Genomic DNA, 13,129 nt, shown 5'->3' with positions numbered 1-13,129 from the left:
GTATGTATGAGATCAGCCTGATCGAGATTGAGCGCTGGGTTGGTGCTTTTTTGCTCCCGTTTTTTAGAGTAGCTTCGTTTCTGATGGCGATGCCCGTCATTGGCACCCGCATCGTTTCGATGAAGATTCGCCTTGGCGCTGCCGTTGCTATTACGCTAGTGATTTTGCCTGTACTGCAGATGCCGCCCGTGCTGGTCGGTATCGAGCTCAATACCATGCTACTGGTGGCTCAACAGGTGCTTATCGGTTCGGCGCTAGGTTTTGCCATGCAGGTTTTCTTCCAGATCTTTACGGTGGGTGGTCAGTTAATATCGAACCAGATGGGTTTGGGTTTTGCCTCGATGACGGATCCTGCTAATGGCGTATCAGTGGTCGTGCTTGGCCAATTCTACCTGATGATGGCGACATTGATGTTCTTGGCAATGGATGGGCACTTGGTGATGATCACCGTGCTTGCAGAGAGCTTTGATATCATGCCGGTGACAGAGTTGCGTCTTGATGCCATGAAAATGAGTCAGTTGGCGCTGTCGGGCTCATGGATGTTCGCGGGTGCGTTGTTGATGTCGTTGCCGATTGTGGTGGCCCTTCTGGTGGTGAATCTATCCTTCGGTATTATGGTTAAGGCGGCGCCGCAGTTGAATATCTTTGCCATTGGTTTTCCATTCACGATGATGCTGGGTCTTTTCTTTACGTGGATGAGCTTATCCGGTTTTCTGGGGCAGTTTGAGATTTTGGCGGCAGATGCGCTGGAGCGTCTTGCTGGTTTGATGGGAGGAGCGTAAGTGGCAGAGGAAAGCGGCCAGGAGAAGACCGAAGACCCCACCCCCAAACGCTTGCAGGATGCTCGTGAGAAGGGCGATATTCCGCGCTCGAAAGAGTTAAACGCTACCGTTCTTTTGTTGGTTGCAGCGGGTGCCTTGCTCATGTTTGGCTCGCAGATCGCGACGGCGGCGATGACGCTTGTATCGGATAACCTTGCGCTTAGGCGTGATGAGCTATTTGACTCTCGTTTAATGATCTCTCACTTCACCAATGCTCTTATTGATGGCTTTCTAGCGATGGCGGGATTTTTTGCCGTTGTGTTGCTTGCTGCGCTTCTCGGGCCCATCGGTTTGGGAGGGTGGAATTTCAGTACGCAAGCTATCCAGCCTAAACTCAATCGGATGGATCCGTTAGCCGGTATCAAGCGGATGTTCTCGTTAAAGTCCCTTATCGAGTTGATTAAGGCGTTTGCGAAGTTCTTGCTGGTTGCTGCATTTGCGATTGGCGTATTGCTCTATTTGCAGCCTGATCTGTTTTCGTTGGGTAACAAAGATGTTAACCGCGCGGTTGCCGAGTCGCTTCATCTTGTGGGGATCGCATTTTTAATTATCTCCACAAGCTTAATTCTGATCTCCTTAATTGATGTGCCATTTCAGATCTATGACTACACGCAGAAGTTGAAAATGACGCTGCAGGAAGTGAAAGATGAGATGAAAAATACCGAAGGTAAACCTGAGGTAAAAGGGCGTATTCGTCAGTTACAGCGTGAAATAGCCCAGCGCCAAATGATGCAAGAAGTGCCGACGGCGGACGTCGTTATTACCAACCCGACTCACTATGCGGTTGCGATCAAGTATGTTGCTGATGGTGACGGAGCGCCAATTGTGGTGGCAAAAGGGGCTGACTTTGTCGCGCTAAAAATCCGTGAAATCGCGCAGGAGCATAATGTGGTGATCTTATCGGCACCGGCGTTAGCGCGTGCTCTTTACCACAACTCCGAGTTAGATCAGGAAATTCCAGCAGCTCTTTATAAAGCGGTCGCGCAAGTGTTGGCGTATGTGTTTCAGCTACGACGCTATCAGGAGGCACAAGGCCAAGCTGATAAGCCTCGCTTGCCGAATGAGCGTGAGTACGAGATACCGGATGACTATCGAGTGGATCCTTGAATGGCGTACATATTGCATGGATTAGCTGCTGAGTCGTAAAATCGCCACAGGTGGACGGTCATTCCGTCAAATAAATGTCATTTATTTTTTAGTGTCAATATTTTGGCTTTTGGGGTTGTGTTGGATAGAGCTGCACTCATTTCGAACGTGAAGGGGCTAAGCCAAGGAAACTTGGGTGTGCCTCTGCTTCTGCTCGCCATTATGGCGATGGTGACGCTACCCGTTCCGCCATTTCTGTTGGACGTTCTGTTTACCTTCAATATTGCGCTTTCTATCGTGGTTTTGCTTGTGAGTGTTTACTCGTTGCGCCCATTGGATTTCGCTGTTTTCCCGACCATCTTGCTGGTGGCTACGTTGATGCGTCTGGCGTTGAACGTCGCCTCAACACGGGTTGTCTTGTTGTATGGACACGAAGGTGGTGATGCTGCAGGTAAGGTGATCGAGGCGTTTGGCTCGGTTGTTATCGGCGGCAACTACGTCGTGGGTATCGTGGTCTTCTTGATCCTTGTGATCATCAACTTTGTGGTCGTTACCAAAGGTGCTGGGCGTATCTCCGAAGTGAGTGCTCGCTTTACGCTAGATGCTATGCCTGGTAAGCAGATGGCGATTGATGCCGACTTAAACGCAGGGTTGATTAACCAAGAAGAGGCAAAGGAGCGCCGTCAAGACGTTACACAAGAGGCGGACTTTTACGGTGCGATGGATGGTGCTTCCAAGTTTGTGCGTGGTGATGCTGTTGCGGGTATCCTGATTCTTGTCATCAATATCTTAGGTGGTTTGATGATCGGTATGGTGCAGCATAACTTGTCGTTTGATCTGGCCGCCGAATACTACTCTTTATTGACGATTGGTGATGGTCTGGTTGCACAGATTCCATCCCTGTTGTTATCCACTGCTGCCGCTATTATGGTGACGCGACAAAACTCCTCGCAGGATATGGGTAAGCAGATCTTCTCGCAGATGTTTGGTTCGCCCAAAGCGCTTACTGTCGCGGCTGTCATCCTGTTTATCATGGGTATTGTACCGGGTATGCCACATGTCGCGTTCTTATCGCTGGCGGCATTGGCAGGTGGTGCAGCATGGTTATTCCACAAGCGGAGCTTGGAGCGTCAAGCCGCTCAAGAGGAGCGTGCTTCCGCCGAAACAGAACAGGCGGCTGAGCAGGCGGAAGAGGCTAAAGAGCTGGATTGGGATGATGTAATGCCTGTGGATATGATCGGCCTAGAGGTCGGTTATAGACTGATTCCGATGGTGGATAAGTTGCAAGGTGGGCAGTTGTTGAACCGAATTAAGGGCGTGCGCAAAAAGTTATCTCAAGATTTGGGGTTCCTTGTGCCCTCTGTGCATATTCGCGATAACTTGGATCTCATGCCGGGCGCCTACCGCATTACGCTGATGGGGGTAGTAGCTGGCGAGGCTGAAATCTACCCAGATCGAGATTTGGCGATTAACCCAGGTCAAGTATTTGGCACATTGAAAGGTGTGGAGGTTAAAGACCCCGCTTTTGGTTTGGATGCTACCTGGATTGAGTCAGGACAGCGTGAACACGCGCAAACACTGGGCTACACCGTGGTTGATGCGAGTACGGTGGTTGCTACGCACTTAAACCAGATATTACAAAATCATGCACACGAACTGCTGGGGCATGAGGAAGTACAGCAACTTCTTGATATGCTGGCGAAAAGTTCGCCTAAACTCGTAGAAGAGCTAGTGCCCGGAAAGTTGTCGATTAGTGCGTTGCTGAAAGTATTGCAAAGCTTGCTAATGGAACATGTTCCGCTGAAGGATTTCAGGAGTATCGCGGAAGCGCTATCAGATGCGGTCACGCGAACTCAAGATCCAGTTGTGTTGACGGCTGCGGTACGGGTGGCGATATCGCGCTTGATTGTGCAAACCATCAATGGCTCAGAGCCAGAGCTGCCGGTCATCACTATGGATCCGCAGTTAGAGCAGTTGTTATTGGGCTCTGTACAGCAGAGTCAGCAGGCTGGCGAAGATGGCATGGTATTAGAACCGGGTATGGCTGAGCGGCTGCAAAGCTCTTTGATTGAAGCTGCGAAGAAGCAAGAGATGTTAGGAAATGCGGCGGTTCTGCTAGTCGCTGCACCCGTTAGGCCGTTGATGGCTAAGTTTGTTCGTTACGGCGAGCAGGTTATTCATGTTTTGTCGTATCAAGAGATACCGGAAAATAAGCGCATCACTATCGTAGCGACAGTCGGTGGTCAGAATGGATAGGTGGGGTGCTGAGGTGCTCTTTTTGAGGGAAGCGAAATGAAGGTGAAACGTATCTTTGCGCCGGATATGCGGCAGGCTATGCGGCGAGCTCGTGAAGAGATCGGTCCGGATGCAGTGATCGTTTCTAACCATCGTGTGGCGGGTGGTGTTGAGGTTGTTGCGGCTCACGAGGAGGAGTTTGAAGCAGCCCAGGCGGCGTTTAAGCGCGATCAAGCACGGCAGGAAGCACGAAATGATAGTACCGCTGGTTCATCGCAAGAAGCGCTTTCGCGGGAGCTGCAGAACACGCGCCTTAAAATAGCTGAAGCTAATGAGCGTATGGCAGGTGGCTTATATCAGCCGGAGCCGACGCGCAACATGCAGGTCGAGTCTGAAGATGACGAGGACTTGCAAACCATCCTCTCTTCTCTGCGCGAGCGCCAGAAAAAGCAGCAGGTTCAAGCGGATGTTAACGAGGGTTATGGCCTTGATGATTCCTTTGTGGCCGCACCGGAAGTTGATGAGGTCACACCAGCTGCAGGCTTGAGTGCTCAGCCGCTTGATCATCATGCTGCAAACCAAGAAACGATTGTTTCTATGCAGGCAGAGATTGCCCAGCTCAAACAGTTACTCGAAACCCAGCAAGCGCAGGAGCGCTCGCCTCAAGGTAAAGTTTGGGTAGAGGAGTCTGTTCCAGCGAAGACGGCCGCTGCTGGGCTAGTAGGAAAGCTGACACGTCGTTTTGAAAAAATTGGTTTGGGTGAGCACGTGATTACGCAGTTAACGCGTGGTTTAGAGTCTGATCTTGATGTAGCTAAAGCGTGGCGGGTGACGTTGTCAAAGTTAACCGAAGCGATTCCTACGATGAGTGAAGATTACATCGATCGTGGCGGCATGATCGCTTTTGTTGGACCAACTGGTGTGGGTAAAACGACGACAATCGGTAAGCTAGCAGCACGCTATGTGCTGCAGCATGGCAGTGCCGGATTGGCGCTGGTCACAACTGATTGCTACCGCATCGCGGCTCACGAGCAGTTGCGTACCTTCGGGCGTATTCTGGATGTGCCGGTGCGTGTTGTGGATGAAAATCACACCTTGGACGAGGTGTTAATGTCGCTGCGAGGAAAACGGCTTGTGCTTATCGATACCGCCGGTATGAGCCAGCATGAAGGCCCGAGTGAAGCGCAAAAAGAGATGCTTAACGACGTTTCGGTACGCTTGAAAAAGCTATTGGTGTTGTCCTGCTCGAGTCAACGTCAGGTGCTAGAAGATGCCTATGACAACTATCACAGTGTGGGTCTTAATGGCTGCGTCCTGAGTAAGATGGACGAGTCTGGAAGCTTGGGTGAGGCGCTGACCGTTGCTATCGAGCGTGGTTTGCCAATCGCTTACGTGACTGATGGCCAGAAAGTGCCGGATGATATAGAGGTCGCGCAACGAAATGAACTAGTGAGTCGCGCTGTTGTGACGGCTCAAAAAACGTTAGAGCGCGAGCGGGAGCGTGCTCGTTTGGCTGCCGAAGGAGGTTCTACGTTGCCATCGGCTGGCTAGCGTAGAGATATCGCATGAATAGTAAGCACGCTGTAAAAGTTATCGCAGTCACCGGGGGTAAGGGCGGGGTGGGTAAAACCAATGTTTCCGTTAACTTATCCATGGCTATGGCTCAGATGGGGCATAGAACACTGCTGATGGATGCTGATTTGGGGTTGGCGAACGTTGATATTATGTTGGGGCTGCGTCCTAAAAGGAACATTGGCGATGTGTTGGCCGGCGAGTGCACCTTGCGTGACGTTATGATTGATGTCTCTGACAATATGAAAATTGTTCCCGCGTGCTCTGGAACGCAAGAGATGACAGCGCTGAGTGCCCATGAACATGCTGAATTGATCTATGCTTTCAACGAAGTGGCGGATGAAATCGACGTTTTGGTGATCGACACGGCCGCTGGAATATCCGACTCTGTTGTCAGCTTTGTGCGTGCAGCACAGGAAGTGCTGGTGGTTGTGTGCGATGAGCCTACGTCTATCACGGACGCCTATGGTTTGATTAAGCTGCTTAATCGCGATTACCGGATGACGCGCTTCCGAGTGCTTGCCAATATGGTGGCCACCGACACTGAGGGGCGAAATATGTTCAATAAGCTGCTCACTGTGACGGATCGCTTCCTTGATGTTACGCTTCAATACGTCGGTTCAATACCTTATGATGAGAATGTTCGAAAGTCTGTTCAGCGGCAAGTGCCTGTTCTGAAAGCCTTTTCGAAGTCAAAAGCCTCTTTGGCCTATCGCCAATTAGCGACAAAAGTTGATGCGTGGCCTATTCAAAATGTGCCACGGGGGCATTTGGAATTCTTTGTTGAGCGTTTAGTTCAAGGTGTTTAATTTTTGGGGCTGGGAAGGGGTTCCATGTACAACCCACTAGAAACTACTTCAAGCCAGGATTTAATTGAGCAGCATGCGCCGCTGGTAAAGCGCATTGCTCACCACCTCATGGCGCGTTTGCCTGCGAGCGTTGTGGTTGATGACCTCATCCAAGCCGGCATGATCGGCTTATTGGAAGCTGCCAAGAAGTATGATGCTTCCAAAGGTGCGAGCTTTGAAACTTATGCAGGTATTCGCATTCGTGGCTCAATTATTGATGAAGTGCGTCGGGGTGACTGGACACCGCGCTCTGTGCATCGTAATGGGCGCCGTATCTCTGAAGCGATCCAAAAGGTGGAGGCTGCCACTGGGCGAGATGCGTCTGATACTGATATCGCTCAAGAGATGGGTGTCTCTGTAGGCGAGTACCATGATCTTCTGAAAGACTCTGTTGAGAGCCGCCTGTTCAGTTTTGAAACGCTCACCGGAAACGATGAAGAGGGACCGGGAGAGCAGCTTTCGGGCGATGATCCTGGCCCAAGCATCCATGCTGAGAAAAATGCTTTCATGAGCGCACTTGTCGGCGCGATTGATTCCCTTCCTGAGCGTGAAAAACTCGTATTGTCGCTATATTATGACGAAGAGCTAAACTTGAAAGAGATTGGCGAAGTACTAGGCGTTAGCGAATCACGCGTCAGTCAAATTCATAGTCAAGCTGCACATCGACTCCGTGGTCGATTAAGAGATTGGCAATAAATTTCTTTCCGTTCCACAAAACTCTGAAATTTGGTCTAGATTTGAAACAGGCAAATTAAGGTTTGGATTCAAGCCCGTTTTGTTTTTGTTTCCGAATTGGGGGATTCTGTCTTGAAGAAAGACATCAAGATTCTTGTAGTAGATGACTTCTCTACCATGAGACGAATTATAAAAAACTTATTGCGAGACCTAGGTTTCAATAATGTGATTGAAGCTGATGACGGTAAAACTGCACTGCCGATATTGAAGCAAGGTGGTATCCAGTTTCTCGTGACAGACTGGAATATGCCTGGAATGACGGGAATCGATTTGGTACGTACCGTACGCGCCGATCCCGAAATGGCAGGTTTGCCTATCCTGATGGTGACAGCAGAAGCGAAGCGCGAACAAATTATTGCTGCTGCTCAAGCTGGAGTGAATGGGTATGTAGTTAAGCCTTTTACTGCCGCAGTGCTAAAAGAAAAGCTCGATAAAATTTTCGAACGCATCGAAGGCTGATTATCGTCAAGGGAAATCTCCGTATGCCAGAATCAGATATTACAGTTGGCTTGGATTGCATCGATGAAGTATTGCAAGCCAAAGCTGAGGAGCTCACGTCGTCGTTAAAAAATGGTGACATGGCTTCTGCTTTCAACATCATCAATGACCTGCAGCAGGTAAAGCACCAAGCATTTTACAACGAGGTCGGGCATCTAACGCGTGGCTTGCATGAAGCGATTAAGTCGTTTTCTGACGGCGTTAACTTTGATGACTTAGGCGGCGGCCAAGCGATCGAGTCTATTCAGGGAATGGCCGATGCGTCCGAACGATTGTCCTATGTGATTGAACTGACAGAAAAAACTTCTCATGAAACGATGGACAGAGTCGATAAGTCTTTAGCGCTTGTCGATAAAATGGATGACCAGGCTGCGCGCTTTCAAGAGCTACTCTCTTTGGTTGGACAGCTTGAAGCCGAGTTCGAAGGGTTGCGTGGCGTTTACGATCGCACTTGTCAGTTGAAAGAGGAATCTGAGCAAACGGTAGCGGAGATGCGAGTTCAACTGACTGACATCCTTGTGGCGCAAAGCTATCAGGACATCACCGGTCAGTTGATCCGTCGGGTGATTACGTTGGTCACACAGGTGGAGTCGAGCTTGGTTCAGCTGATGGATATGGCTGCCAAAATTGATCTGATTCGCGGTATCGAAGATGACACCCAAGAGCCGGAAGCTGCTGCCCAAGATAAAGCGCAGCAAGACCCCATTGCGGCAGAAGGCCCGCAAATTGGATCGAAGCGAAACAAAGGCGACGTGGTTGAGAGTCAGGACGACGTGGATGAGCTACTTTCGAGCTTAGGCTTTTAATAGGAGTTTCCTATGAGTTTGGACGTTGATAACGAGATTCTTGAAGACTTTCTTGTTGAGGCAGGAGAGATTCTAGAGCAATTATCTGAGCAATTGGTTGATCTGGAGAAAAGTCCTCAGGATTCTGATCTTCTCAACGCAATCTTTAGAGGGTTCCATACCGTTAAAGGTGGTGCGGGATTCTTGCAATTAGAAGCCATGGTGGACTGTTGCCATAACGCAGAGAACCTGTTTGATCTGTTGCGTAATGGTGAGCTCCATGTGACGTCTGAGCTTATGGATGTCGTGCTGCAGTCACTCGACGCTTTGAATGTCATGTTCGATTGTGTACGCGCAGGTGAAGAGCCTGAGCCTGCTGATCCTCAGTTACTTCAGCAGCTTGCTGCGTATGCTCGTGGTGAGGTTGCTCCCGCGGCGGCGCCAGCTCCAGTTTCCGCGCCGGAACCTACGCCTGTTGCGCCACCGGTGGAAGAGGTATCAGCACCTGTGGCTGAAGAGACCGCTGCCGGCAGTACTTCTGCTAATGATGAGTTCGACATGTTACTCGGCTCAGAGCCTGAAGCGTCTAGCGCAGCTGATGATGACCTGATTACCGAAGATGAATTCGAAGCGCTGTTAGATGATTTGCATGGAAAAAATGGTGCGCCGGGTAAAGATGCTGGCGAGCCAGCGGTTGAACCTGCTGGCGTCGCTGACGGTGGTGAGTTGATAACCGAAGACGAGTTTGAGCAACTACTGGATGACCTCCAGTCGCAAGGGAAAGGGGCGTTTGCTGCGTCATCTGAACCGGCTGCCGCACCTGTCGTTGAAGAGCCTCCTAAAGAGGTTGAGCCTGCTGCTCCTGCAGCACCTGCCACTGCGGCGAACACTGGCGCTGCAAAGCCTGCCGCAAACAAAGCTGCGACTCCTGAGAGTAATGTCCGTGTTGATACGCGTTTGCTCGATAAGATCATGAATATGGTGGGAGAGTTGGTACTCGTTCGGAACCGTTTAGTGCGGTTGGGTGCGATGCGCGAAGATGAAGAGATGACCAAAGCGCTTGGCACGCTGGATATGGTCACTGCTGACCTGCAAATGTCAGTTATGAAAACGCGAATGCAGCCAGTTAAAAAGGTATTTGGTCGCTTCCCTCGTTTGATTCGTGATCTTTCCCGTAGTTTGAAGAAAGAGATTCGTCTGGAGTTGCGTGGTGAAGAGACAGATCTTGATAAAAACTTAGTTGAAGCTTTGGCTGATCCACTGATTCACTTGGTGCGCAACTCGGTGGATCACGGTATCGAGTCGCCGGAAATTCGTGAAGGTCTAGGTAAGCCTAGAGAGGGGCATGTGCTGCTCTCTGCTGAGCAAGAAGGCGATCACATCCTACTGGTTATTCAGGATGACGGCGCCGGTATGGACCCTGAAAAGCTGCGTAGTTTGGCTGTTAAGCGAGGTATGCTTGATCAGGAGGCTGCTAATCGCCTATCTGAGCAAGAGTGTTTCAACCTGATTTTCCAAGCTGGTTTCTCGACAAAGACAGAAGTGTCTGACGTATCTGGGCGTGGCGTTGGGATGGATGTTGTTAAAACCAAGATCACTCAACTTAATGGCACGCTAAGCATCGACTCTGTGATGGGGCAGGGCACCCGAATTGCTATACAAGTGCCGCTAACACTGGCAATCATGCCAACGTTGATGGTCATCTTGGAAGGTCAGGCCTTCGCGTTGCCACTGGTTAACGTAAACGAGATTTTCAATCTTGATCTGACGCAAACCAACGTGGTCGATGGTCAACAAGTCATTATTGTCCGCGACCAAGCGTTACCGCTGTTCCATATGAAGCGTTGGCTTGTTGAAGGGCAAGAGTACGCGGATCTTCCAGAGCAGGGGCATGTAGTTATAGTGACTGTCGGTACACTGCGTGTTGGCTTTGTTGTGGATCAGTTGGTTGGGCAAGAGGAAGTCGTGATTAAGCCGCTAGGTACAATCTTACACGGCACCCCGGGTCTATCGGGCGCTACAATCACAGGTGATGGGCGTATCGCGCTCATAATCGATATTCCAAACTTACTGAAGCATTACGCTTCTTAAGTTGATCAACTAAGCGAGTATTCATGCCCATCAAAGTACTTATCGTGGATGATTCAGGCTTTTTTAGGCAACGAATTAGCGATATTTTGTCGGCAGACTCACGATTAGATGTGGTTGGAATGGCGAGCAACGGCCGTCAAGCGGTTGATATGGCTCGCCAGCTCAAGCCAGACATCATTACTATGGATGTCGAGATGCCGCAGCTTAATGGTATCGAGGCGGTCAAAATCATCATGCGAGAAAGCCCCACTAATGTGTTGATGCTTTCATCGTTGACGCATGAAGGGGCGCAAGTCACCTTGCAAGCTCTGGATGCGGGTGCTGCAGACTACCTAACGAAAGATATCAGGGCTTGGATTGATCAGTCTAACTCGATGCGTAATGAGCTTGTTGAGCGGGTAGTGGCGTTAGGCGGCAGTAAGCGTTTTATCCGCAGTTCTGTATTCAGCCAGTCGCGTGGCGCTTCGGCGCAATCATCTTCAATTCACACCTTTAAGCCTGAAACCGCTACTAAAGCGCCAGCACGTTCAACGGCATCGGTGTCTAGCAGACCAGCATCCGCTCCTGTAACACGTCGTAGCTCGCCGGCGGCCGGTGGAGCGAAGTTTCCTGATAGTTGCCGGATTGTGCTAATCGGTTCTTCAACGGGTGGTCCTGCTGCGCTGCAGAAGATTTTAATGGAGCTTCCTGCGAATTTCTCGCTACCGATTTTGTTGATTCAGCATATGCCTAAAACGTTTACGTCGGTGTTTGCTGCGCGTTTGAATCAGCAGTGCAAGATCGAAGTGAAAGAAGCGGAAGATGGTGATCAGCTGAAGCCCGGCAGAGCGTTGTTGGCACCTGGTGGGCAGCAACTGATCTTAGACCCTCGTCTCCATGATCGAGTGAAAGTTCTGCCTGGCGATGAGCGCTTAACGTATCGGCCGAGTGTTGATATTACGTATGCGTCTGCGGCGCGAGCTTTCGGTAATCGTGTGTTAGCCATAACACTCACCGGTATGGGAGCTGATGGCGCAGATGGGGCCCGTTTGCTGAAGCAGTCTGGTAGCACTGTTTGGGCGCAAAATGAAGAAAGCTGCACTATCTACGGTATGCCTCAAGCCGTCGTTAAGGCTGGCTTGGCTGATAGTATATTGCACCTAGATGATATCGGACGTCATCTATCAGCGCGCGGCAAACGATAGCTGCTGCGCGCTCCAATCTTGCTACAGTTAACTATACTTTTAATCATCTTTTAGAATGTGTTTCAGATTCAGGTAGCTGTTATATGCAGGTATGGTCTATTGCAAATCAGAAAGGCGGTGTTGGAAAAACCACAACCGTTGTGACACTAGCCGGGCTCTTAGCTGAGGTGGGTTACAACGTGCTTTTGGTGGATCTGGATCCGCACGGTTCATTAACGAGCTACTTTCATTATGAACCTGATGATCTTGAGCATAGTGTCTACGACCTTTTTGTTGCGACAAAAGATGTGACCGAAAGTCAGGTTAACGCACTCATTCGCCCAACCAATGTCGAAAAGATTCAGATCCTCCCCGCCTCTACTGCGCTTGCAACACTTGAACGGCGCGCGGTAGAGCATGAAGGGATGGGCTTACAGGTAGCGAAAGCTCTGCGCCACTTAACGGATAGGTACGACTACGTATTGATCGACAGTCCACCTGTTTTGGGTGTGCTGATGGTGAATGCTCTCGCAGCGTGCCATCACTTACTTGTGCCGGCACAAACCGAGTTTTTAGCGCTCAAAGGCCTAGAGCGAATGATACGCACCATCAGCATGATCAATCGGGCGCGAAAGAAGAAGTTAACCTATACGATTATCCCGACATTTTATGATAGGCGCACGCAGGCGTCAGTGCGTTGCTTACGAGAGCTACACAAGTGCTACCCCGACGAATTAGCGAGCGCAGTTATTCCGGTTGATACCAAATTCAGAAATGCCAGCATGAAGGGCGTTGTGCCCTCTGAACTAGATTCCGGCAGCCGCGGCGTTCATGCTTATGCGCGGCTGTTACGTTCTTTGATAGAGCAACGAGGTTAAGTAGATGTCAGAAAAAGAAAATGGCGGACGTCAACAGCAAGTTGTTCTTGAGTACTTAGAAGCGCTTTTGCTAGATCCTGCTGATGAAGATGTTCAGGCATCAGCGGAAAAAGAGAAACAATTAAGCGAAGCAGAAGTGCAGGACGAGCACGCGTCTACTCCTGTTGCGGAAGTGGCGGCTAGCGAAGATACGCATGATCAAAGTGATGCTCTTATTGAGGATCAAACAGAAGGTAGTGAGGTCTCTGAGAGCGTTGCAGTTGGCTTGAGCGAAGATACACTTGCTAACGAGCCAGAGCCAGAGCCAGAGCCAGAGCCAGAGCCAGAGCCAGAGCCAGAGCCAGAGCCAGAGCCAGAGCCAGAGCCAGAGCCAGAGCCAGAGCCAGAGCCAGAGCCAGAGCCAGAGCCAGAGCCAGA

At 50.3% G+C, this 13,129-nt stretch carries 12 protein-coding genes; all 12 read left to right on the top strand.

The features are described 5' to 3' along the window. Nucleotides 1-2 precede the first annotated feature (2 nt). On the top strand, nt 3-782 hold the full coding sequence (gene fliR, locus E4L36_RS08480; protein WP_136680255.1) for a flagellar biosynthetic protein FliR: 780 nt from the start codon (nt 3-5) through the stop codon (nt 780-782). Continuing rightward, the gene (flhB, locus tag E4L36_RS08475; protein WP_136680254.1) at nt 783-1,928 is read left to right on the top strand and encodes a flagellar biosynthesis protein FlhB; all 1,146 of its coding nucleotides are present in this window, start codon (nt 783-785) and stop codon (nt 1,926-1,928) included. A gap of 120 nt (nt 1,929-2,048) precedes the next feature. After that, entirely contained in the window at nt 2,049-4,163 is a 2,115-nt protein-coding gene (gene flhA, locus E4L36_RS08470) for a flagellar biosynthesis protein FlhA (RefSeq protein WP_127694473.1), read from the top strand. A gap of 36 nt (nt 4,164-4,199) precedes the next feature. Continuing rightward, a complete protein-coding gene (gene flhF / locus E4L36_RS08465) occupies nt 4,200-5,693 on the top strand; it encodes a flagellar biosynthesis protein FlhF (RefSeq protein ID WP_136680253.1) in 1,494 nt (497 codons plus the stop codon). A gap of 14 nt (nt 5,694-5,707) precedes the next feature. Continuing rightward, nucleotides 5,708-6,523 (top strand): MinD/ParA family protein, encoded by an 816-nt coding sequence (locus E4L36_RS08460; protein ID WP_136680252.1) that lies wholly within the window; start codon nt 5,708-5,710, stop codon nt 6,521-6,523. A 24-nt stretch (nt 6,524-6,547) separates the two neighbouring features. Further along, nucleotides 6,548-7,258: an RNA polymerase sigma factor FliA gene (locus E4L36_RS08455; protein ID WP_127694476.1), complete on the top strand. Its 711-nt coding sequence runs from the start codon at nt 6,548-6,550 to the stop codon at nt 7,256-7,258. A 111-nt stretch (nt 7,259-7,369) separates the two neighbouring features. Then, entirely contained in the window at nt 7,370-7,756 is a 387-nt protein-coding gene (cheY, locus tag E4L36_RS08450) for a chemotaxis response regulator CheY (RefSeq protein WP_206052674.1), read from the top strand. 23 nt (nt 7,757-7,779) lie between these two features. Continuing rightward, nucleotides 7,780-8,601: a protein phosphatase CheZ gene (locus E4L36_RS08445; protein WP_136680251.1), complete on the top strand. Its 822-nt coding sequence runs from the start codon at nt 7,780-7,782 to the stop codon at nt 8,599-8,601. Between the two features lie 12 nt (nt 8,602-8,613). Continuing rightward, entirely contained in the window at nt 8,614-10,671 is a 2,058-nt protein-coding gene (locus tag E4L36_RS08440; RefSeq protein ID WP_136680250.1) for a chemotaxis protein CheA, read from the top strand. 23 nt (nt 10,672-10,694) lie between these two features. Further along, nucleotides 10,695-11,855, top strand: coding sequence for a chemotaxis response regulator protein-glutamate methylesterase (locus tag E4L36_RS08435; protein ID WP_136680249.1), 1,161 nt, complete (start codon nt 10,695-10,697; stop codon nt 11,853-11,855). Between the two features lie 83 nt (nt 11,856-11,938). After that, nucleotides 11,939-12,712 carry a ParA family protein gene (locus E4L36_RS08430; RefSeq protein ID WP_127694480.1) on the top strand — a complete coding sequence of 258 codons (774 nt, stop codon included), beginning with the start codon at nt 11,939-11,941 and terminating at the stop codon, nt 12,710-12,712. Between the two features lie 4 nt (nt 12,713-12,716). Next, nucleotides 12,717-13,129: hypothetical protein (locus E4L36_RS17905; RefSeq protein WP_206064534.1), on the top strand; the 413-nt coding region annotated here is incomplete at its 3' end.

Source organism: Neptunomonas sp. XY-337 (assembly GCF_004959845.1).
GTDB lineage: Bacteria > Pseudomonadota > Gammaproteobacteria > Pseudomonadales > Balneatricaceae > Neptunomonas > Neptunomonas marina.
This window is presented reverse-complemented; position numbering and strand designations above follow the sequence as displayed.

What these genes read in the sequence shown, in the direction of transcription:
- fliR (WP_136680255.1), top strand. Translation starts at nt 3, where the DNA reads ATGTATGAGATCAGCCTGATCGAGATTGAGCGCTGGGTTGGTGCTTTT.
- flhF (WP_136680253.1), top strand. Translation starts at nt 4,200, where the DNA reads ATGAAGGTGAAACGTATCTTTGCGCCGGATATGCGGCAGGCTATGCGG.
- E4L36_RS08460 (WP_136680252.1), top strand. Translation starts at nt 5,708, where the DNA reads ATGAATAGTAAGCACGCTGTAAAAGTTATCGCAGTCACCGGGGGTAAG.
- E4L36_RS08455 (WP_127694476.1), top strand. Translation starts at nt 6,548, where the DNA reads ATGTACAACCCACTAGAAACTACTTCAAGCCAGGATTTAATTGAGCAG.
- E4L36_RS08445 (WP_136680251.1), top strand. Translation starts at nt 7,780, where the DNA reads ATGCCAGAATCAGATATTACAGTTGGCTTGGATTGCATCGATGAAGTA.
- E4L36_RS08440 (WP_136680250.1), top strand. Translation starts at nt 8,614, where the DNA reads ATGAGTTTGGACGTTGATAACGAGATTCTTGAAGACTTTCTTGTTGAG.
- E4L36_RS08435 (WP_136680249.1), top strand. Translation starts at nt 10,695, where the DNA reads ATGCCCATCAAAGTACTTATCGTGGATGATTCAGGCTTTTTTAGGCAA.
- E4L36_RS08430 (WP_127694480.1), top strand. Translation starts at nt 11,939, where the DNA reads ATGCAGGTATGGTCTATTGCAAATCAGAAAGGCGGTGTTGGAAAAACC.